The following is a 21453-nucleotide window of genomic DNA, read 5'->3' as shown; positions in this document are numbered from 1 at the left end:
GGTGCTCAGCGTTCCGGGCCTCAGGACGATCCTGGGACCCGGCGCGGTTGACCCCCTCATACTACCTTCTGAGCGGCGAAAACCCGGGATCCGGGGCCGTTTGTAGCCACTCCTCCACAACCTTTCTCCACAGGGTGATTTTTGGGCTCCTGGAGGGGTCCTGGGAGGGTCGCCGGGCGCTCCGGCACCACCGCGATCGACCCCCTGGTCAGGGTCGGTCGACGCGCCTCGACCGGGACCCGCACACGTGTTCGCCAAAGGCGGCCGACACCCTCCGGATCGTCCGCGAAGCCACGGAGACATCGATTCTCTCGAATCGTCATGCCCGTGCTTGCCGAAGGTCTGGCAATGTGCGCACGGAGGGTGACATTTCGTGGGTTTGACATTCTCTGCTCTAATGGCGCGAACCGGTCATATGCGCAACTTGCGCCCAGTCTCTCTCGAAGGACTTCACAGTGAAGAAGCTTCTCGCGGGCGGCGCTCTCGCCGCTCTCACGCTCGGCGGCATCGTCGCCGGCGCGGCCCCGGCGTCCGCCCACACCCCTGCCGTCAGCGGTGTCTGCGACGCCGAAGCGGGTTCGTCGATCACCTACAACCTCAGCTACTACGCTCCTGAGAACAACCAGTTCACTCTCGTTGTCGACGGTGAGACCGTTGTCGTCGAGACGTTCGGTAAGTCTCTGTCCGACACCCTGGCCGGCCTGGACCCGACCGTCGAGCACACCTGGGAGGCCAGTGTCGTAGCCAGTGACGGCGAACAGTTCAACTGGGGCCCGGGCAACGAGGACGCGAGGACCCCGAACGGCACCGAGAAGGTCCCGGCCACGGGCACCATCGAGGCCTGTGTCGAGGCCACGCCGGAGCCGACCCCGACGCCGGAGCCGACGCCGAGCGAGCCGCCCGTCACCGAGCCCGAGCCCTCGGAGGAGCCCACCGTCGAGCCCACCGACGAGGCGTCCGTCCCGCCGGCTCCCATGCCGTCCGACGAGCCGTCGGCTTCGCCCAGCCCTGCCGCTGAGGAGCCCCCGGTGCTCGCCGCGACCGGTGCGACCGTGGGTGGCGCCATCGCGTTCGCCGCGCTGCTCGCCGCCGGTGGCGTCGCCCTGGTCTGGGCCCGCAAGCGCATGCAGAACGCGTGAACAAGTAGTTCCTGGCTGACGCCTCGGCGCAGCTGAACTGAGAAGGGCTCCCTGGCCTCGGCCAGGGGGCCCTTTGCGTTCCCCTCCGCCGGAACAACACGCGTCGCCGCGATCAGCCCCAGGTGTCCCGCGGGCCAGGGCCGCGTACGGAGCGGGGGCCCTTGCGGAACCCGGGGCCGGCCGGGCCGAGCACGGTGACCTCCTCGACCACGCCCTCGCCGATCTCCTCGGCCATGCGCCTGCGCAGCGTGGGTACGAGCAGCCGGAGCTGGGTCGCCCACGCCGTCGAGTCCGCACGGACCACGAGCACCTTGTCCTCGAAGGTCTCCGGCGTGCAGTGGTCAGCGATCTCGGGACCGACCACCTCGCGCCACCGACCCATCACCCCACCCACCGAGACGTCCTCGGTCCAGCCCTTCTCGCGCAGCAGCCGCCCGACGAGCGCCCCGAGCAGCTGGGGGTCACGGGCACCCGGGCCCGATCCGCTCGACCGCGGTTCGGCCAGGGGAGACCTGCGTGACGGCGATCCGGGCCGCAGACCACGTGCTCGAGCCGCGGCTTTGGCCCGGTTCAGAGCGGCGCGCGCCACCTCGGAGGGTGGTGTCAAAGGGGGCTCAGAGTTATCCACAGGCCCCTGTGGAGAGTCGTCAGTCACGAGTCACCGTCCCGGGTTCCACGTGAAACCGTACGCCGTCCAGGGCAGCGGGGATGTCCTCGGCAACGGCTGCCGTCACCAGCACCTGGCGAGCCGGTAGCACCAGGTCGGCGAGCCGTTGCCTGCGCCTGACGTCGAGTTCGGCGAACACGTCGTCAAGGATCAGTACGGGGTCAGCATCGGTACCAAGTTCCGGGTCCCAGAAAGCGGGTGAATCGGCCGAATTCTGCGGATCTCCGCCGAGGAGTCGGAATGATGCGAGGCGCAACGCGAGCGCGAACGACCAGGACTCGCCGTGGCTCGCGTAGCCCTTGGCCGGCAACCCGCCGAGCGTCAGGACGAGGTCGTCGCGGTGCGGGCCGACCAGGCTCACTCCTCGTTCCAGCTCCTGCGGGCGCGCTGTGACCAGGGCCTCCAACAGCAGGTCCCGTAGTTGTCCCACGTCCGCAAAGTTATCCCCAGGCCCTGTGGACAACTCCGGTGGATTACCTGTCGAGAGGGCGGGGAGCGATGACCGATACGCGATCTCCGCATCCCCGTCGGCGTCGCTCACCTGCTCGTACGCGGCGGCGACCGCGGGGCGCAGCACGTCGACCAGCTGGATTCGCAGCGACAGGATCTCGGCGCCGAGCTCGGCGAGCCGCGCGTCCCAGACGTCGAGTGTCGCAAGCTCTGCCGCAGCGCTCTCCGCTCGCGACGAGCCACCAGACCTTCGCGATGCCCGAGCGGACTTGAGCAGTGCGGAACGCTGCCTGAGCACCCGCTCGTAGTCCGAGAGCACTGCGGACACCCTCGGCATCATCAGGACCAGCAGCTGGTCCATGAACCGCCGTCGGCCGTCCGGCTCTCCCTTGACCAGGGCGAGGTCCTCGGGTGCGAAGAGCACCGTGCGCAGCACCCCCAGCACGTCCCGAGCACGCACCGCCTGGCCCCGGTTGATACGTGCCCGGTTCGCCTTGCCCTGGGTGATCTCCAGCTCGACGGTGCTGGCCCGGTCCCCGCGAACGATCCGCGTCCGCACGACGGCGCGCTCGGCACCCGACCGGATGAGCGGCGCGTCGGTGGCGACGCGGTGCGAACCGAGCGTCGCGACATAGCCGATCGCCTCGACGAGGTTGGTCTTGCCCCGGCCGTTGCGACCTACGAACGCGTTGACCCCGGGTTCGAGCTCCACATCGGCCGAGGCATACGACCGGAAGTCCAGCAGGGAGAGGTGGGAGACGTACATCGGTAGGAGATCGTACGTCCCGCGCGCTACTCGGCCGACTTGACCGCGTGCCCACCGAACTGCTGACGCAGCGCGGCGACCGCCTTCATGGCGGGCGACTGCTCCTGGCGGGAGGCGAAGCGGGCGAACAGCGCAGCAGAGATCACCGGGAGCGGCACAGCCAGGTCGATTCCCTCGTCCACGGTCCAGCGGCCCTCACCGGAGTCGTCGACCCAGTCGTCGAGAAGAGCGAGCTTCGGGTCCTCCTCGAGTGCCTTGACCATGAGGTCCAGCAGCCAGGAGCGGACGACGGTGCCGCGGCTCCAGGCGCGCACGGTGCCGTGCACGTCCGTGATGAGGTCCGACTTGGCTGCGAGCAGCTCGTAGCCCTCGGCGTACGCCTGCATCAGGCCGTACTCGATGCCGTTGTGGACCATCTTGGCGTAGTGACCGGCGCCGACGCCGCCCGCGTGGACAAAGCCCTCCTCGCGGGGGCCCTCCGGGCGCAGCACGTCGAAGACGGGCATGACCGACTCGACGTCGGCGGCAGCGCCACCGACCATCAGGCCGTAACCGTTCTCCAGCCCCCAGACACCGCCGCTCACACCCACGTCGAGGTAACCGATGCCGTTCTTGGCGAGCTCGGCGGCACGCTCCTGGTCCTCGACGTAGTGCGAGTTGCCGCCCTCGATCACGATGTCGCCCTCGTTGAGGATCTCAGCGAGCTGGTCGAGCACACCGCGCGTCGGCTCTCCGGCCGGCACCATCACCCAGACGACCCGCTTGTCCTCGGGAAGGGCGGCTGCCAGGTCGGCGAGCGTCGGGACGTCCGAGACCTCCGGCCGCGGGTCGAACCCGGTGACCTCGATGCCGCCCTTGCGCAGGCGGGACCGCATGTTGTTGCCCATCTTGCCCAGGCCGACCAGGCCGATGTGGTTGACCATGTGCGTGATTCCTCCAGGGTCGATCGACGGGCTCGCTCGTGGCGGCCGTCCCTTGGTGCAGGCTGGCTGTCCAGACTGACTGTTGTGGGCTGTGGATAACGGGGCCGTCCGCTGGAGAGCCCCGAGCCGTCAGCCCGTGAAGCGGATCGGGACCAGCAGGTACCGGTAGGCGGAGTCGTCCTCGCCGTCCAGGCTGCCCTGACCGGTGAACTCGACCGGCTTGTTGGGGTGTGTGAACGAGAGCCGGACGAAGTCGGTGCCCAGCGCACCGAGCCCATCGAGCAGGAACTGCGGGTTGAACGCCACGGCGATGTCCTCGCCCACCAGCACTGCCTCCAGCGCCTCGGACGCCTGCGCGTCGTCACCGTGACCGGCGTCGAGCACAACCTGGCCGTCGCTGAACGAAAGACGGATCGGCGTGTTGCGCTCCGCGACCAGGCTCACGCGCTTGGCGGCCTCGATCAGGGGCGCCGTGGCAACCACGGCATGAATCGGCGTGCTGTCGGGGAAGAGCCGACGAACGGCCGGGTAGTCGCCCTCGACCAGCTGCGAGGTCGTCTGGCGGCCGCCGGCCTCGAAACCCACAAGGTCGAGACCCTGGCCTGTGGACAACCCGACGTTCACGAGCCCGCCCGAGCCGAGCGACTTCGCGACGTCGTTCAGCGTGCGAGCTCGGATGAGGGCCACCGCGGAGAAGCCCGGTGTGGCCGGGGTCCAGGTGAGCTCACGGAGCGCGAGGCGGTAACGGTCCGTGGAGAGCAGCGTGATGCGCTCGCCCTCGATCTCCACCCGTACGCCGGTCAGCAGGGGCAGGGTGTCGTCACGGCTCGCCGCGACGGTCACCTGGGCGACGGCGTGCGTGAACGCGTCGCCGGAGACCGTCCCGCTGACCTCGGGGAGGCCGGGCAGCGCGGGGTACTCGTCCACAGGCATGGTGAGGAGCGTGAAGCGGCTCGCGCCGCAGGTGACGACAACCTTGTTGCCCTCGAGTGCGACATCCACGGGCTTGTTGGGCAGCGCCCGCGAGATCTCGGCCAGGAGTCGGCCCGACACCAGGACCGTGCCCGGTTCTGCGACCTCGGCGGGAATCTCGGACCGCGCGGACGTCTCGTAGTCAAAGCTGGCCAGGTTGATGACGCCCTGAGCGTCTGCCTCGATGCGGACGCCGGCAAGCACGGGAGCCGGCGGACGCGTGGGGAGCGTGCGAGCGGTCCACGTCACGGCATCGGCGAGGACGTCGCGCTCGACCCTGAACTTCATGCCGTTGCATCTCCTCTTGTTCCTGGACTGTCGAGGGAAACCCTACGCGAGTTGCTGACCACGTGGCACTCGAGTGGCACAGGTTGTGGATGGACTTCTTCCGGGGCTTAGTACTAATGTTCGAAGTGGTGTGCCGAACGCCCGGACCGCCTGATGAAGGCGTGTGGATTCCCTCTTAGAGATAGATGTCGTCGTAGTAGTAGGGGTTGTGGATACTGGGGATATCGGGTCTTAGCGCAGGTCAGAGGCCATTTTCTCCTGTGGAGGAGCTGTGGGCCCAACTGTGCATTAACTGGGGACACCTGTGGACGGGCTGTTTGTGCACACAGGCTGTCCACCGATCAGGGGGTCCCCGCCCACAGAAAATGGCCCGTCGTCCACAGCCGTCCACAGGCTTGTCCCCAGGTGTGTATTGGCAGGTCAGGGTCATGAGCCGAGTTCTGCACAGCGGGCGTGCACAGGGCTGGGGACGAGCCCACGAGAACCGCAGCATCCCGCCGTTCCGCATGTGGATAGACCTGTGGAGGTGCAGATATGCAACACCCCCGTGCACCGGTCGGGCTGTGCACAGGGGTGGGGATAGGTGTGAAAAGTGCCGCGACGTCCGATTTCGGGACGCCGCGCAAGATGTCTCGGATCAGCTGCGCTGCTGCTGCTTGATCCGGCTCGTGAGCTCGGTGACCTGGTTGTAGGTCGAGCGACGCTCCGCCATCTGGCCCGCGATCTTCTTGTTCGCATGCATGACAGTGGTGTGGTCGCGCCCGCCGAACTGCTGGCCGATCTTGGGCAGCGAGAGGTCCGTGAGCTCGCGGCACAGGTACATGGCTATCTGCCGGGCGGTCACCAGCACGCGGGACCGGGACGAGCCGCACAGGTCGTCGATCGTGAGACCGAAGTACGCGGCGGTCTGTGCGATCACGACGGCCGGCGTGATCTCCGTGGTGTCGTCGTCGTCGGTGATCAGGTCCTTGAGGACGATCTCCGCGAGAGCCAGATCGACCTGCTGCCGGTTGAGGTTCGCGAACGCGGTGACGCGGATCAGAGCGCCCTCGAGCTCACGGATGTTCGTCGAGATACGCGAGCCGATGTAGGAGAGGACGTCCGCCGGCACGTCCAGGTGCTCGCTCGCTGCCTTCTTCCGCATGATCGCGATGCGGGTCTCGAGGTCAGGGGGCTGGACATCGGTGATGAGGCCCCACTCGAAGCGGGAGCGCAGGCGGTCCTCGAAACCGTTGAGCTGCTTCGGGGGGACGTCGGACGTGATCACTACCTGCTTGTTGGCGTTGTGCAGCGCGTTGAAGGTGTGGAAGAACTCCTCCATCGTCTGTTCCTTGCCCTGCAGGAACTGGATGTCGTCGATGAGGAGCACGTCGACGTCGCGGTACCGACGCTGGAACGCACCCGCCTTGCCCTCACCGATGCTGTTGATGAAGTCGTTGGTGAACTCCTCGGAGTTCACGTACCGCACCCGGATGTGCGGGTACAGGTTGTGGACGTAGTGCCCGATGGCGTGCATCAGGTGGGTCTTGCCCAGCCCCGAGTCGCCGTAGATGAAGAGTGGGTTGTACGCCTTGGCAGGGGCCTCGGCCACGGCGACGGCGGCCGCATGGGCGAACCGGTTGGACGAACCGATGACGAACGTCTCGAAGATGTACTTCGGGTTCAGCCGGGTGGGCTCGGCCGACGGCTTCGGCGCCGGCTGCGGAGCAATAGGCATCTGCGCCTGTTCAGGCTCCGGCGGCTCGTGCTCGAGCGAGAGGGTCGCCGGCCCTGAGATCTGTGAGGGTCCGGCGAGCGTACGGCTGCTCAGCTCGGGATCCACGGTGATGCCGAAGCGCACGTCCCGGCCGAGGACTGAAGACATCGCGGACACGAGGTCGTCGCGGACCGCAGTCTCCAGATAGGTACGTGTCTGCTCGTGGGGGACGGCGATGAAGACCATGTCGTCCAGCACGGCCATCGGCTTGGCCAGACGGATGAAGGCGAGCTGCCTGGGGCTCATATCGGGCCGGGCCTCGAGCGCCGTCAGGGTCTGTGCCCAGACGTCGCCGATGTTCTCGTCCGGGTTGGCCACTGGCTTTCCTTCGTCTCGTGCGCGGGGTCCTGCGAGTGCTGGGGGTGTCTTGGAGTCTGCCATGATGGAGCACTGCCCACACAGTTGTCCACAGGTTGTGGATTGCCAGGATCGCCGCTGGACAGGTGGTACACGGGCAGGTCACAGAGCCCTCTCGCGCGGCCGGTCGAGACGCCCGATGTGGCGCGTCCGACACGCATGATCTCGCCGTTCTGGTTTGACCCGGAGGGCCTCCGCGGCGTAACGTCATACAGCCGTTCCAGGTACTTCTGCGCGCCCACATACGGATTCGAGTCACGTCCTAACGACGTCGACCACGACCAGTGGGCCAGGCCCCCGGGTCGGCGAGGCCAATCGCTGTACGGATCGGCCAACTTTCACTGCATCGTCGAGGACAGACGGTGTGCCTACCCCGACGTTCTTGGAGTACCTCGTGAGCAAGCGGACCTTCCAGCCGAACACCCGCCGGCGTGCAAAGACCCACGGTTTCCGGCTGCGCATGCGCACCCGCGCCGGCCGCGCCATCCTGGCGGACCGTCGCCGCAAGGGTCGCGCCGAGCTCTCAGCCTGAGCCATGTTGCCCGCGGCGCACCGACTGCGCCGTTCCGTCGACTTTGAGCGGACGGTGCGCCGCGGCACGCGTGCAGGTCGATCGACCGTGGTGGTTCACCTCCTGGTACCGGACGAAAACGTCTCGGACCGGGGATCGGGAACTCCACAGGTCGGTTTTGTCGTTTCCAAGGCTGTGGGCAACTCCGTGCAGCGCAATCTGGTGAAGCGTCGGCTCCGCGCTGCCGCGTCCGGGCAGCTATCGGCTCTGCCGAGCAGTGCCCGAGCTGTCGTGCGCGCGCTTCCGGCGTCGTCGGCCGCAACGTATGCGGACCTTGAACGTGACCTCGACTCCTGCTTGCGCCGTGCGGTCGCACGCGCCACCGGAGACGGGAAGAGATGACCGCCGCCCCCGCACCCGAGGGTGAGGCACCGCCGCGCGAGCCCTCGTTGATCGGCAGGCTCCCGGTGACACTCCTTGTGGGGATGGTGCGCTTCTACCAGGCGTTCATCAGCCCGATGAGCCCCCCGAGCTGTAAGTACTACCCGTCCTGCTCGCAGTACACCCTGATCGCCTTGCGGCGTCACGGTGTCGTGCGCGGGCTGGGTCTCGCGCTGTGGCGCCTGCTGCGGTGCAACCCGTGGAGTCTCGGCGGCGTCGACGACGTGCCGCCCGTGCGCGGCGCGCACACCCACGCCGAGGGATGACCTGCCCCGGCTCGTGCCGCCGGCACGACACCCGCAGCCACCGCAGACTTTGCGTCACCGACTCTGGAGCTTCTTGACCGATGGACTTCTTCGCTTTCCTCTACCCGATCGAATGGGTCGTGGCCTGGATCATCTACGGGTCGCACTCGCTCTTCACGACGCTCGGCATGGCGGCAGGTCCCGGGACGGCGTGGGTCCTGTCGATCGTCGCTCTCGTGATCGTCATCCGCATCGTGCTGATCCCGCTCTTCTTCAAGCAGATCAAGGCCTCGCGCGGGATGCAGATGATCCAGCCCGAGCTGCAGGCCGTGCAGAAGAAGTACAAGGGCAAGACCGACCCGGCGTCTCGCGAGAACATGACGCGAGAGACCATGGAGCTGTACCGGAAGCACGGGACCAACCCGTTCGCCTCCTGCATGCCGATCCTGCTGCAGTCGCCGATCTTCTTCGCGCTGTTCCGCGTGCTGAACGGCCTGAAGGCGATCTCTGAGGGCAACGCGGACCCGATCGGGCCGATCACTCAGTCGGTCGCCGGTGACATCGAGTCATCCACGCTCTTCGGCGCGCAGCTCAGCGACGTGTTCCTGCAGACCGACTCGTGGGTCTCGCGCGCCGTCGTCATCGCGCTGATCGTGGCGATGAGCGTCACGACCTTCACCACGCAGCGACAGCTGACGATGAAGAACATGCCCCCGGCGGCCCTCGAGGGCCCGATGGCGCAGACGCAGAAGCTCATGCTCTACATGCTGCCGATCGTCTTCGCGATCTCGGGCGTGAACTTCCCGGTGGGCGTCCTCATCTACTGGACGGTGACCAACCTCTGGTCCATGGGTCAGCAGTACTACACGATCAAGCGCATGCCGACGCCTGGCTCCATCGCGGAGAAGCAGATGAAGGAGCGCCAGGCCGCGAAGGCTGCCAAGCGTGCCGCGAAGTCCGGCGAGGTCATCGAGGAGGCGACCCCCGTGGTGGAGCAGCCCAAGAGCGGTCAGCGCGTGCAGCCCAAGCGCAAGGACCGGCAGAAGGGCGCGGTGCCCCCGCGTCCCGCCGTCGCGCAGTCGGCACCGCAGGACGCAGTTCCGGAGACGACGCCCGAGCCGGCCCCGGGGAAGCAGTCCGGCTCCAAGCCCAAGCCCGCCGGCACGACGCCGGCGAAGCAGCCGGGCTCGAAGCCGAAGCCGTCCGGCACGGCGCCCGGGTCCACCCCGACCGCGTCGAGCAAGCGCAAGCAGAAGAAGTAGGAGGAAGCACGATGAACGCGAGCACAGGTACGGCTACACCCGATCCCGAGGCTCCGGTCGTGGATCCCGAGGACCGGACCAAGCGCCTCGAAGAAGAGGGCGAGATCGCAGCCGACTACCTCGAGGAGTTCCTCGACATCGCCGATCTTGACGGCGACATCGACCTCGACATCAAGCACGACCGTGCCGCGGTCGAGGTGGTGGCGGACGACCCCAAGTCGCTGGCGCACCTCATCGGTAGCGAGGGCGAGGTGCTCGACGCGATGCAGGAGCTCACGCGCCTGGCGGTGCAGACCCGAACCGGGGAGCGCAGCCGGCTGATGCTCGACATCGGCGGCTACCGTGCCGCTCGCCGCGTCGATCTCACGCGTATCGCGGAGGCTGCGGTGGAGCGGGTGCGCAGCTCCGGCGAGGAGGTCGAGCTCGAGCCGCTCAATGCGTTCGAGCGCAAGGTGGTGCACGACGCGGTGGCGGCTGCCGGCCTGATCAGCGACTCCCGTGGGGTCGAGCCCGAGCGGTACGTGGTGGTCCAGCCGGCGGGCACGCCGGCAACGGTCACCGACTGAACTATCGGCCTCGGCCGAGGGCCGGTGTGCGTCCCTGAGGGCGTGCACCGGCCCTCGGTGTGTTTGGCTACTTTCGACAGCGACTGGAGGACGAGACGTGGAAGGTTCGGACGTGGCGGCACAGGAGATGCCCGACGGAGACACTGCGGTGCCCGGCGGCGACACGCTGGGCACGAGCGACAGCGTCAAGGCGTTCCTGGGCGATGCGTACGACGGCGTCGCCCACTACGCCGAGATGCTCCGTGACCAGGGCGAGCTCCGAGGGCTGATCGGGCCTCGCGAGGTGCCGCGCATCTGGGAACGGCACATCCTGAACTCCGCCGCGGTCGTGCCCTTCCTTCCGACGTCGGGGTCGGTGGCCGACATCGGATCCGGCGCAGGGCTGCCAGGCGTGGTGCTGGCGGCGATGCGCCCGCAGCTCGAGGTGATCCTGATCGAACCGATGGAGCGACGGACGACGTGGCTGTCGGAGGTGGTGGCTGAACTCGGCCTGGAGAACGTCGAGGTGAAGCGCGGGAGGGCGGAGGAGTACCACGGCGCGTTCGAGGTCGACGCCGTGACGTCCCGAGCGGTGGCCGCACTGTCGAAGCTGGTCCGGTTGAGCATGCCGCTGGTTCGGGTAGGCGGGGAGATGGTGATCCTCAAGGGCCGCAGCGTCGCAGAGGAGGTCGACCCGGCGCGCAAGATCCTGCGGAAGTACGCAACTGGCGATCCCGACATCCTTGAGGGCTCCACCGTCGAGGGTGTGGAGTCGACGACGATCGTGCGCGTGCGTCGAGGAAAGTAGTCCTCGCGAGGAAGATGTTTCACGTGGAACGGGAGCGGTCACCTGAGGGTGGCCGCTCTCGTTCTTGTTGGAGCTGAGCAAGGTTCCGTCCTGTCCGTGGACTGCGAGGCGTGGGGGTTCAGGTCCCCCTCCGGACAGCCGTTGGGACCCACGCCGGCGGAAGGTAACTGCTCCGGTCTCCAGTTCGGCGCGGGTCTGTTCGCGCGAAACAGGCGCAGCAGCGGTGGCCTGTTTCACGTGAAACGACGCCCGACTGTCGACAGCCGTGAACGGATACGGACTTCGCTGGTCGTCCGTTTCACGTGAAACTGAGCGGAGGATCGTCCTCGGCACCGGAACGGACTTCGGGTAGTTTTCGGGCTCGCCGACCTTCGAAACTCGTCGCCTCGTGCAGAGCTGGCGTGAATACCGACGAAGAGTGGATCCGATCACCCTGAGGTCGGCGTTTCGACGGGGCTGAACAGGTCGCCGACCTTAGCGTTGCTGGCGTGTGCTTCTTCAGACGAAAGTCCAAGCGAGTAGCGGCAGCCAAGTCCGTTGCGGCGTCGGCTGCCTCCACCACAGCGCCCGACTCGTCCGCATCCGAACAGGCCTCCGTTCTGGAGGAGCCTGCGGCAGAGAAAGCGCGATCGGCGGCAATGGCGTCGGCCCCGGCACCGAGCTCTACCGTGCTCGCCGAGCGACCGGAATCGGAAGCCGGCAACGGGCAGGGGGAGGCCGCGCCTGTGCACTTTGGAGATCTGAGCGATGCTCCGATCGACGACGCGGCCTCCTCGGGATCTCACGGATCTGAGGACGACCTCCCGGCACAGGCTGATGAGGTGGAGACAGCGCCGGCCGACAGCGCCCACGACATTGCCGGCGAATCGAAGGCTGACCCCGCGGACGACAGAGCTGCCACGGGGTCAGCCACCGAGCCTGACACCACCATCATCGAGTACGGCGTGGATGCCGCCGACCCGGACGCTGACAGTCTGAGTGCGCCGGAGGCCGGTGCGGCTGGTGCTGAGCGCGAGGAGCCGGAGGGAGACGAACCTTCGGCACCTGAGACGACGCCCATCTCGTCCGAGGACATGGCGCCGCCTCAACCTGTGATCGCGGGCAACGTGCCGCGGGACCAGGTCTGGGGCCAGGACCGTCCTGGCGAGGAGGGCAAGAGCGTCGCTGCGTTGAGCGAGCTGATCGAGTCCGTGACGATGCCCGCTTCCGAGACCGAAGATCAGGAACCAGACATGATCGCTGTGAAGGAGTCGGCCGAACCGACCGAGGTGCTGGAGGCTGCTGCGGACACCAGCACGGCCGAGTGGGGGACCGATGCGACGTCTGCCGACGTCGATCCCGATCAGATGGAAGAGTTGCCGTCAGACCGACCTGTCCCGGCAGACGCGATCCGCAGGGCGAGCGAGGCCCTCGACGCCGCGGTGAACGCTGCGCCCGCGGTTCTCGGACCGCCCACACCGGTCGACGATGACGAGTCGGTGGTCCTCGTGGACGCGGAATTCACACATTTCGACGGTGAAACAGAGCCGGAGTCCGAGCCAGAAGACGTGGCCAGCGATTACAGTGGCCGCGTGACGGATCCGATTCCTGTGCAGGGCCTCTCCGCTCCCGGTGTTTCACGTGAAACGTCCGGGTCAGCGCAGACGCCCAATGGCACGCAGCAGCCCACGGGCGGCCCGCACGGTGGCGATGACGAGCGCCGGTCAGCCCTCATCGCAACCGTTCCGGCCGTTGACGATACGACGCCTGTCGCCGCAGAGCTGGCGATGGACGCTCGCCGACGCATCGAGCTCCAGGGGCGGAAGTTCCCGCGCCCGCCGAAGACGCGCATCATCACGGTGGCCAACCAGAAGGGCGGCGTCGGCAAGACGACGACCACGGTGAACGTCGCCGCGGGTCTTGCCCAGTCCGGCCTGAACGTACTGGTCATCGACAACGACCCGCAGGGCAACGCCTCCACGGCGCTCGGCATCGAGCACCGTGCCGGGACGCCGTCGGTGTACGAGATCCTCGTGGAGGGCGAGTCGCTGGCGAGCACGATCCAGCAGTGCCCCGACGTTCCGAACCTCTGGGGCGTCCCGGCGACGATCGACCTCTCGGGTTCTGAGATCGAGCTCGTCTCGCTCGTTTCACGTGAAACGAGACTTCGGAAGGCGATCGACAAGTACCTGGCGGACCGTGTCGCCGCCGGCGAGGAACGGATCGACTACGTCCTCATCGACTGCCCGCCCAGCCTGGGACTCCTCACGGTCAACGCGTTCGTGGCGGGTCGCGAGGTCTTCATACCGATCCAGTGCGAGTACTACGCACTCGAGGGCCTGAGCCAGCTGCTCAAGACCATCGACCTGATCCGCTCCCACCTCAACCCGGAGCTCCGCGTCTCGTCGATACTGCTGACCATGTACGACGGTCGCACCAACCTTGCGCAGCAGGTCGCCGGTGAGGTCCGTTCGCACTTTCCGGCCGAGACGTTCAAGACGACCATCCCGCGGTCGGTGCGCATCTCCGAGGCCCCGAGCTACGGCCAGACGGTGATGACCTACGACGCGACATCTACGGGTGCGCTGGCGTACCTTCAGGCATCCCGTGAACTGGCCGAGCGCGGCCAGGGTGGTTCGAGCCCGCGTCGTGCGATGCAGGCGGAGCCGGTCGGAGCGCAGGACTGATGGTGCGCAGTGAAGCACGCGACGCGACGCGGACCGTGGTGATGGAGAAGAAGCCTGTCCGCGCTGGACGCGAGACCGGAACCGACGAGGAGACACGATGAGTGCGAAGCGACGCGGGCTCGGGCGGGGCCTGGGCGCCCTGATCCCGACGGGTCCCGAGCCGGATGAGCTCGGCGCCGGAACAGGGTCGGGCGAGTCCGACGGCGCCGACTACGCACTGGGCGGTTCGGTCGCGACCGTGGTGGAGGAGCGTCCGTCACCGGCGCTGGACGCGACGGACGAGGTGCCGGTGAGCACCATCTCCGTGGACACCGTCTCAGCGGAGCCGGCGACGGAGAAGAAGGCTGTCAAGACCAACGGTCCTCGTCCGAGCACCGTGAAGTGGGACTCCGCGATCGCCAGCGGGCGGCTCTCGGTCGCGAACGAAGCTGCGGAGAGTGGCGGTGCGTCCGCGCTCGACGACACGTTCTTCAGCCGCGAGGAGGGCGAGACGTCCTCCGTTTCACGTGAAACAGGAGACCTCCTCCCGGTTCCGGGCGCGCGCTTCGCCGAGCTCCCCGTCACGGCGATCCGTCCGAACAACTGGCAGCCCCGCACGGTCTTCGACGAAGGAGACCTCGACGAGCTGGTCGAGTCGATCAGGGAGATCGGCGTGCTCCAGCCGATCGTCGTCCGCCCGGACAAGGAACACCCTGGTGAGTACGAGCTCATCATGGGCGAGCGGCGCTGGCGCGCGACGCAGGCAGCACAGCTCGAGACCATTCCGGCGATCGTCCGGGAGACCGACGACGGTGACATGCTCCGTGACGCGCTCCTGGAGAACCTGCACCGTTCGGATCTGAACCCGCTCGAGGAGGCCGCGGCCTACCGTCAGCTCCTCGACGACTTCGGCTGCACGCACGAAGAGCTCGCAAATCGGATCGCACGAAGCCGTCCCCAGATCTCGAACACGCTGCGGCTGCTCAGGCTGCCTCCGCTGGTGCAGCGACGTGTCGCTGCCGGCGTGCTCTCGGCCGGGCACGCTCGCGCGCTTCTCGGTCTGAGCGACGGCGCGGAGATCGAACGACTCGCTCAACGCATCGTGTCGGAAGGGCTCTCGGTGCGTGCGACCGAGGAGATCGTCATGCTGACGGAGTCCGACGGCAGCAACGGCAAGACCCGCAAGGCGCCGCGTGCCGGCACCCGCAGCGAAGCGGTGGACGAGCTGGCGACCCGCCTCTCCGACCGGTTCGAGACCAGGGTCAAGGTGGCGCTCGGCAAGACCAAGGGTCGAATGACCGTCGAGTTCGCCTCGGTCGAAGACCTCAACCGGATCCTCAATGTGATGGCTCCGGACGAGCGCGGCCTCCTGAAGCCGCCCTCTGGCGCCTGACCCCCTGCAGGGGGACCGCGGAAGCGGTAGAAGCACACAAAGACGCCGGGCCGGCATCTCCGCACAGGGAGATGCCGGCCCAGCGTCGTCTCAGCCGGTAGGCGACGGCGTCAGGGCACCAGGGCCAGCGAGGTGTCGACTATCTTGCGGTACAGCGCCGCGAGGTCGCGGCCGCTCGCCGCGATCGCCTGGGGCAGCACAGACATCTCTGTCATGCCCGGCGCGACGCTGACCTCAAGGATCTGGGCGGCGCCAGAGGAGTCGAGGATCAGGTCGGTACGGGACAGATGACGCAGGTGCAGAGCCTGGTGGGCACGGACCGCGACGTCTGACACCAGCGTGGCCTGGTCCGGAGTGAGGCGCGCGGGGGCGAAGAACTCGGCCTCGCCGGCGACGTAGCGAGCGGCGTAGTCGTAGCGGCCGTCGGCGACTATCTCCACAGCGGGCAGCGCCTCCGGCCCGTCGGGCCCGTCGATCACGCTGATGGCCAGCTCGGTGCCGATGACGGCGTGCTCGATGAGAGCTGTCTCGCCGTAGGCGAAGCACTCCACCATCGCTCGCGGCAGGTCCTCCGCCCGGGTCACGACGGTGACGCCGAGCGCAGAGCCGCCCTCCGTCGGCTTGACCACGAGGGGGAGCCCCAGCCGCCGCACCACCGTGTCGAGCACCGGCTGTGCCCCGAGGTCCCGGAAGAGGCTCTGGGGGAGCGTCACGTAGTCGGGCGTCGAGAGGCCGGCATCGAGCAGGGCTGCCTTCGAGATCGGCTTGTTCCAGACCGTGCGGCTGGCGCGCGGGCCGGTGCCCACGTACGGCAGGCCGAGCATGTCGAGCACGTCGCGTACCGAGCCGTCTTCGCCGGACGTGCCGTGCAACAGCGGCCAGACGACGTCGGGCCGGGTGTTGCGAAGGAATGCCAGGAGGTCGGCGTCGACGTCGTGCAGCACGACCTCCAGGCCGGTGGAGCGCAGCGCCTCCGCGACCCGACGTCCCGACCGGAGCGAGACGTCGCGTTCGTGCGACAGTCCGCCGGCGAGGATGACCACCAGGGGAGCGCTGTCCGCGGCATCGGGCCCACCAGGGCGCTTGGGCAGGCCCGCGGAGCCGGCGGACGCCGGAGTGGACGGAGCAGGGGCGGAACTGGTCATCTAGGGACTCACTCGGTTGTGATCGACGGGTCAGCTGCCATCGTGCCAGACAGCCCGATCTCCTGGACGGTGTGGTCCTCTGGCGCTACGCATGACGTCATGCCAGGTCGGGAGCGGGGCTCTCGACATCGTCCGTGTCGGGATCGGGTCGCGCTGCCGTGCCGAAGATCTGTACCAGCTCGGCCTCACCGTTGACGACGCCCGCGAGCCGGCGTACACCCTCGCGGATGCGCTCCGGCGTGGGGAAGCAGAACGACAGCCGCATGTGGTCGGAGCCGCTCCCGTCGTAGTAGAACGCCGTGCCGGGGACGTACGCCACGCGCGCGGTCACGGCTCGAGGAAGCATGGCGCGGGAGTCGAGGCCCTCCGGGAGCCGCACCCACACGAAGAATCCGCCTTTCGGCACGTTCCACGACGCGCTCGGGAGATGTTCACCGAGCGCGCCCACCAGAGCGTCGCGTCGTTCGCGATACAGCTCGCGGTAGGCCTTGATCTGCGCCTTCCAGTCACACGTCTCGAGGTAGGTCGCCACGGCGAGCTGCGAGGCGTTGGAGGGGGACAGGACCGCCGACTCGCTCGCCAGGACCAGCTTCTCGCGCACCGCGTGGGGAGCGATCACGAAACCGACCCGGTATCCCGGGGCGAACGTCTTGGAGAACGACCCGAGGTACAGCACGCCGTCACTGTCGTAGGAGCGCAACGCGGGCAAGGGCTCCTCGTCGAAGCCGAGCAGACCGTACGGGTTGTCCTCGACGACAAGGACGCCGTGCCGACGACAGATCTCGAGCAGCTGCGGGCGACGCTCGGCGGAGAGAGAGACACCCGCAGGGTTCTGGAACGTCGGAACCGTGTAGAGGAACTTCACACGGCGGCCTTCGTTCGCGAGGCGGGTCAGTGTGGCGTCGAGCTCCGCGGGGACGAGCCCGTCGGCGTCGAGCGGCACCTGGACGACGTCGGCCTGGTAGGACCGGAACACGCCGAGCGCTCCGACGTAGGACGGTGCCTCGGCGATGACGACGTCACCCGGGTCGATGAAGATGCGGGTCACCAGGTCGAGCGCGGACTGCGAACCCGTGGTGACGACGACGTCGTCGGGGTGGGCGGAGACGCCTTCGAGCGCGACGACCTGCGTGATGTGCTCACGCAGGCTCTCTTCGCCCTGGCCCGAGCCGTACTGCAGGGCGGTGGTCCCCTTGGTGACGATGAGCCGCCGCATGGTGTCCGCGATGACGTCGAGGGGAAGGCCCTCAAGGTACGGCATGCCACCCGCGAGCGACACGACCTCGGGACGGTTCGCGACCGAGAAGAGTGCCCGGATCTCCGAGGCGCGCATGCCGTGCGCTCGCGCCGCGTACGCGCCGAACCACGGGTCGAGGCGGTTACCGGCGGTCTCGGGAAGCTCGTTCACGCGGCCCAGTCTCGCACGGGGGTGGTGTGTGGCCGAGTGTCCGTTCGTGGCGAAAAGGTGAGACTACGTGGCCGGCAACGACAAGGAGCGCGTGTCCCGAACCACCCGATGACGGCATCAGGTGCGACGGACACGCGCTCCTCGTAGCGGTGCGTGCGAGGTCAGCCCGCGAGGACCTCGTCGATCTCCTCGGTCAGCGCGCGCTTCGGGCGGGCGCCGATGATCGACTTGACGACCTCACCGCCCTTGTAGACGTTGAGCGTCGGGATCGACACGATGCCGTAGTCCATGGCGGTCTGGCGGTTCTCGTCGGTGTCGATCTTGACGATCTTGATCTTGCCCTCGTACTCCTCCGACAGCTCCTCGAGGATCGGCGCCACCATGCGGCACGGGCCGCACCAGGTCGCCCAGAAGTCGACGAAGACAGGAATGTCAGAGTCGAGGACCTCGGTCTTGAAGGTGTCGTCGGTGACCTTGATGGTGCTCATCCAGCATCTCCTTGTTCGTGGCCCCTGGAGGGCCGAGAGGGGCGCGGTCGGTGGGAACCGGCCGGAGATCAGTCGTTCAGCGAGTCGAGGAAGGCCTGGGCGTCGAGCGCCGCGGAGCAGCCCGAACCGGCGGCCGTGATCGCCTGGCGGTAGGTGTGGTCGACGGCGTCGCCACAGGCGAAGACACCGGGAAGGTTGGTCCGAGTGCTCCGGCCCTCGACGAGGATGTAGCCGTTCTCGTCCAGGTCGACCTGGCCCTTGACCAGGTCGGTGCGGGGCTCGTGGCCGATCGCGACGAACAGGCCGGTCGCGTCCAGGTCCCGGATCTCGCCGGTGACCGTGTCGCGCAGGCTGATGCCCGAGACCTTGCTGTCACCGGAGATACCGGCGACCTCGCTGTTCCACGCGAACTCGATCTTCGGGTCCGCGAGGGCGCGCTCGGCCATGATCTTCGAGGCGCGCAGGTCGTCGCGACGGTGCACGACGGTGACCTTGGACGCGAACCGGGTGAGGAACGTGGCCTCCTCCATCGCGGAGTCGCCACCACCCACCACCGCGATGTCCTGGTCACGGAAGAAGAAGCCGTCGCAGGTCGCGCACCACGAGACGCCGCGTCCGGAGAGGCGCTTCTCGTCGGAGATGCCCAGCTCGCGGTACGCGGATCCGGTGGCGAGGATGACAGCACGGGCGCGGTAGGTGTCGCCGCCGCCCGTCACGATGGTCTTGACGTCACCGGACAGCTCGACCTGCTCGGCGTCGTCCCAGATGACCTTGGCGCCGAACTTCTCGGCCTGCTCGCGCATGGCTTCCATCATGTCGGGACCCTGGATCCCGGCAGGGAAGCCGGGGAAGTTCTCGACCTCGGTGGTGTTCATCAGTGCGCCACCGGCAGTGACCGAGCCCGCGATGACAACGGGCGCAAAACCTGCGCGCGCCGCATAGATGGCTGCGGTATATCCCGCGGGGCCGGACCCCACGATGACGACGTCGAGCACGGGGGCGTCGGTGGTCCCGGCCGCCGGAGCGGTGGTCTGTTCGGTCAAGGTGTTCTCCTCGAGTTCCATGGGCACACGCCATAACACGCGACCGCGTCCTAGTGTTCCAGGCCAGGTCACCTATGGCGCCATCGCGGGCGTGAACCTCGCCACACGACATCGACATTCTTCGATGGGCGGCCAGGCCCAGGTGCTCAGACGCCCAGAACGCCGGGAGAACGAACCATCAACATCATGTGTTCGTTCCCACCGGCGTTCTGGATGACTCTGCTGGCTGACGACAGGTCAGCTCAGCACCACCTCGTTCAGCTCCAGCCGGAAACCGTTCGACGCCTGCGGCAGCTCGGTCACCCAGATGGTGAACGAGTCACTCACGACGGGTTCGGTCAGCTCGAACGTGGTGGTCTCGGAGAAGGTGCCCTCCGCGAGCACCTCACCGCCCGCACCGCCCTTCAGGATCTGGACCTTGCCGCCCGGAGTGTTGGTCAGCAGCTCGACCTTGCTGACCGAGGCCGGCTCGCGCAGCTTGAGCTCCATGCCGAGCGAGTCCTTGTAACCACCGAACGCGGCCTGCTGGTACGTGGTCGTGTAGTAGAACGTGGCCGGGTCGGTGTCGTAGGCGAGCTCCACCTTCTCGGGGTGGTCGATGGTCTCGCCGTTCCAGTCGAGCGTGCCGAGCAGCGCGGCCGAGTCGATCACCGGTCGCGCTTCCGTCTGCGCCGGGGGAGAGGGCGGCGAGCTGCCTTCACCCTCTTCCTCACCGCCGGCGCCGGCCGAGGTGCTCACCTCAGGTGACGGGGAAGCATCGGCGATCAGCTCCGGAGGAGGCGACAGCACCGAGTTGATGGCCCAGATCAGACCGGCCACCACAGCGACACCGACCAGCCCGAGCACGATCGGCGTCGGGTTGACGCCGCCGCGCTTGGGTGCGGGCTGGGTGGCGAACCCGCCGTCCTGGCCGTAGTAGCCGCCGCCCTGGTCGTAACCGGCCGGGGCGTACTGCGGCGGGTACTGCTGGGGCGCACCCTCCTGCGCGTACTGCCCCTGGTCGTAACCAGGCGGGACCTGGCCGACCGGCTGGCCGAACTGGTCGTAGCCCACCGGTACGCCACCGTCCGGAGGCGGGGGCGGCACAGGTGCGTGCCCACCGAAGACCTGCGGCTCGTAGGTGTACTCGTTCTGCGGCTCGGGGTAACCAGCGGGCACGTTGCCCGCTCCCGTCGCCATCGTCTCGTCGTTGCGTGCGATCCGGCCGGTGACCGGGCGTCGAACGGGCGGTGTGCCCTCGGCGCCGAAAGCGTCGGCGATTGACTGCCGTCGCGGCCCCTCCGGCTCGGGCTGCACGAATCCAGGCAGCGATGCCACTACGGAAACCTCTCCCCACGGCTGAAGAGCCGTGGTCACGTCGTCGGGGTTCATCGGTCCGTCGGTGCTGCCGGGCGCGGCGAACGTCCGGCCCACCAGAGCATCGATGTCGGAATCCACGTGGGGAACCAGCGTGGACAGCGGCGCCACAGCGCCGGAAGCGTCGAGCAGTGCGGGCAGTGGGATCAGGGTGTCCTTGGCGATCCAGTCGGCCTCGAGATCCTGGCCGGGCCAGCGTGCCGTCATCGCGTAGTAGAGCAGGGCCACCAGTCCCTGAGCGTCGAGCTGCGCGGGCTTGACGTTCAGCGTCGCACCGGAAGCGAGGCCGCCGTCGAGCCCCAGGCCGGTGATCCTGACCTGGTGGCCGTCCACCCGCACGGCCTCGGGGCGCAGAGCGGTGTGGTGCACACCGCGTGCGTGCGCCACACCGAGGGCGGCGGCCGCCTCACCTACGATCGCCCTGGCCTGCTGCTCGTCCACCAGACCGCTCGAGACGATCTCGGTCAACGTGGAACCGGTGTGCGGTTCGGTGACGACGTACCTGCGACCGTCGGCGTCGGACCCGGCGTCGAGGACCCGCACCAGACGGGGGTCCGTGACGAGCGCGGCGCGTCGGGCGGAGTCCAGGGCATCACCTGAATAAGGCCCGGTCACGAGAGTCACGCGGACCTCGCGGCCCAGGATCAGGTCGTGTGCCTCCCAGGCGGTGGCCGCGGCGAGGTCGGTCGACACCTGCTGGCCAAGCCTGTATCTCTCGACCAGCACCATGCCTGGCTCGACGGTGCTCACGCGGACCTCCTCGCTCGCTCGGGGGGACAGTAGCAGGTGCGCGACCGGAGGGGTCGGGCACCGTCGCCATGCTACGCGGAACCGCCGACAGCCCG

The 21453-nt window shown here is 68.0% G+C and carries 19 protein-coding genes; 9 read left to right on the top strand and 10 right to left on the bottom strand.

The features are described from left to right. Positions 1 to 455 precede the first annotated feature (455 nt). Complete coding sequence (locus ACQEVI_RS11490) at positions 456 to 1139, top strand: hypothetical protein (RefSeq protein ID WP_432898452.1); 684 nt, start codon at positions 456 to 458, stop codon at positions 1137 to 1139. Positions 1140 to 1251: 112 nt separating this feature from the next. On the opposite strand, the gene ACQEVI_RS11485 is transcribed toward ACQEVI_RS11490, so the two are convergent. The 5 genes from ACQEVI_RS11485 to dnaA all read right to left on the bottom strand — a co-directional run bounded on the left by ACQEVI_RS11485 (position 1252) and on the right by dnaA (position 7279). After that, positions 1252 to 1746 (bottom strand): DUF721 domain-containing protein, encoded by a 495-nt coding sequence (locus ACQEVI_RS11485; RefSeq protein ID WP_357448160.1) that lies wholly within the window; start codon positions 1744 to 1746, stop codon positions 1252 to 1254. Positions 1747 to 1786: 40 nt separating this feature from the next. Further along, positions 1787 to 3022 (bottom strand): DNA replication/repair protein RecF, encoded by a 1236-nt coding sequence (gene recF / locus ACQEVI_RS11480; protein WP_432898448.1) that lies wholly within the window; start codon positions 3020 to 3022, stop codon positions 1787 to 1789. A 26-nt stretch (positions 3023 to 3048) separates the two neighbouring features. After that, entirely contained in the window at positions 3049 to 3945 is an 897-nt protein-coding gene (gnd, locus tag ACQEVI_RS11475; RefSeq protein WP_432898445.1) for a phosphogluconate dehydrogenase (NAD(+)-dependent, decarboxylating), read from the bottom strand. 129 nt (positions 3946 to 4074) lie between these two features. Beyond that, positions 4075 to 5205 carry a DNA polymerase III subunit beta gene (gene dnaN, locus ACQEVI_RS11470; RefSeq protein ID WP_116677406.1) on the bottom strand — a complete coding sequence of 377 codons (1131 nt, stop codon included), beginning with the start codon at positions 5203 to 5205 and terminating at the stop codon, positions 4075 to 4077. 637 nt (positions 5206 to 5842) lie between these two features. After that, positions 5843 to 7279 (bottom strand): chromosomal replication initiator protein DnaA, encoded by a 1437-nt coding sequence (gene dnaA, locus ACQEVI_RS11465; protein ID WP_432898441.1) that lies wholly within the window; start codon positions 7277 to 7279, stop codon positions 5843 to 5845. 433 nt (positions 7280 to 7712) lie between these two features. Between dnaA and rpmH the strand changes: the two genes are divergently transcribed. The 8 genes from rpmH to ACQEVI_RS11425 all read left to right on the top strand — a co-directional run bounded on the left by rpmH (position 7713) and on the right by ACQEVI_RS11425 (position 15168). Beyond that, the gene (rpmH, locus tag ACQEVI_RS11460; protein ID WP_108493057.1) at positions 7713 to 7850 is read left to right on the top strand and encodes a 50S ribosomal protein L34; all 138 of its coding nucleotides are present in this window, start codon (positions 7713 to 7715) and stop codon (positions 7848 to 7850) included. A 3-nt stretch (positions 7851 to 7853) separates the two neighbouring features. Next, on the top strand, positions 7854 to 8231 hold the full coding sequence (rnpA, locus tag ACQEVI_RS11455; protein ID WP_432898437.1) for a ribonuclease P protein component: 378 nt from the start codon (positions 7854 to 7856) through the stop codon (positions 8229 to 8231). Beyond that, positions 8228 to 8536, top strand: coding sequence for a membrane protein insertion efficiency factor YidD (gene yidD, locus ACQEVI_RS11450; protein ID WP_432898434.1), 309 nt, complete (start codon positions 8228 to 8230; stop codon positions 8534 to 8536). Before rnpA ends, yidD begins: the two co-directional genes overlap by 4 nt. Before the next feature lie 80 nt (positions 8537 to 8616). Then, complete coding sequence (gene yidC, locus ACQEVI_RS11445) at positions 8617 to 9777, top strand: membrane protein insertase YidC (RefSeq protein WP_432898431.1); 1161 nt, start codon at positions 8617 to 8619, stop codon at positions 9775 to 9777. 11 nt (positions 9778 to 9788) lie between these two features. Further along, positions 9789 to 10343: a protein jag gene (locus tag ACQEVI_RS11440; RefSeq protein ID WP_432898428.1), complete on the top strand. Its 555-nt coding sequence runs from the start codon at positions 9789 to 9791 to the stop codon at positions 10341 to 10343. A gap of 127 nt (positions 10344 to 10470) precedes the next feature. After that, the gene (gene rsmG / locus ACQEVI_RS11435; protein WP_432905902.1) at positions 10471 to 11130 is read left to right on the top strand and encodes a 16S rRNA (guanine(527)-N(7))-methyltransferase RsmG; all 660 of its coding nucleotides are present in this window, start codon (positions 10471 to 10473) and stop codon (positions 11128 to 11130) included. 668 nt (positions 11131 to 11798) lie between these two features. Continuing rightward, positions 11799 to 13796, top strand: coding sequence for an AAA family ATPase (locus tag ACQEVI_RS11430; protein WP_432898425.1), 1998 nt, complete (start codon positions 11799 to 11801; stop codon positions 13794 to 13796). 97 nt (positions 13797 to 13893) lie between these two features. Then, positions 13894 to 15168, top strand: a complete 1275-nt coding sequence (locus ACQEVI_RS11425) for a ParB/RepB/Spo0J family partition protein (protein WP_432898422.1) — start codon at positions 13894 to 13896, stop codon at positions 15166 to 15168. A gap of 110 nt (positions 15169 to 15278) precedes the next feature. Here the strand turns inward: ACQEVI_RS11425 and ACQEVI_RS11420 are convergent, their stop codons facing one another. The 5 genes from ACQEVI_RS11420 to ACQEVI_RS11400 all read right to left on the bottom strand — a co-directional run bounded on the left by ACQEVI_RS11420 (position 15279) and on the right by ACQEVI_RS11400 (position 21358). Beyond that, positions 15279 to 16313, bottom strand: a complete 1035-nt coding sequence (locus ACQEVI_RS11420) for a D-alanine--D-alanine ligase family protein (RefSeq protein ID WP_432898419.1) — start codon at positions 16311 to 16313, stop codon at positions 15279 to 15281. 97 nt (positions 16314 to 16410) lie between these two features. Continuing rightward, positions 16411 to 17721, bottom strand: a complete 1311-nt coding sequence (locus ACQEVI_RS11415; RefSeq protein ID WP_432898416.1) for a PLP-dependent aminotransferase family protein — start codon at positions 17719 to 17721, stop codon at positions 16411 to 16413. A 161-nt stretch (positions 17722 to 17882) separates the two neighbouring features. Beyond that, on the bottom strand, positions 17883 to 18209 hold the full coding sequence (gene trxA / locus ACQEVI_RS11410) for a thioredoxin (protein WP_357448134.1): 327 nt from the start codon (positions 18207 to 18209) through the stop codon (positions 17883 to 17885). Positions 18210 to 18277: 68 nt separating this feature from the next. Beyond that, positions 18278 to 19273: a thioredoxin-disulfide reductase gene (trxB, locus tag ACQEVI_RS11405; protein ID WP_377141710.1), complete on the bottom strand. Its 996-nt coding sequence runs from the start codon at positions 19271 to 19273 to the stop codon at positions 18278 to 18280. A gap of 216 nt (positions 19274 to 19489) precedes the next feature. Further along, entirely contained in the window at positions 19490 to 21358 is a 1869-nt protein-coding gene (locus ACQEVI_RS11400; protein ID WP_432898411.1) for a protein kinase family protein, read from the bottom strand. Between the last annotated feature and the right edge of the window lie 95 nt (positions 21359 to 21453).

This window comes from Promicromonospora sp. CA-289599 (genome assembly GCF_050936155.1).
Classification (GTDB): domain Bacteria; phylum Actinomycetota; class Actinomycetes; order Actinomycetales; family Cellulomonadaceae; genus Promicromonospora.
This window is presented reverse-complemented; position numbering and strand designations above follow the sequence as displayed.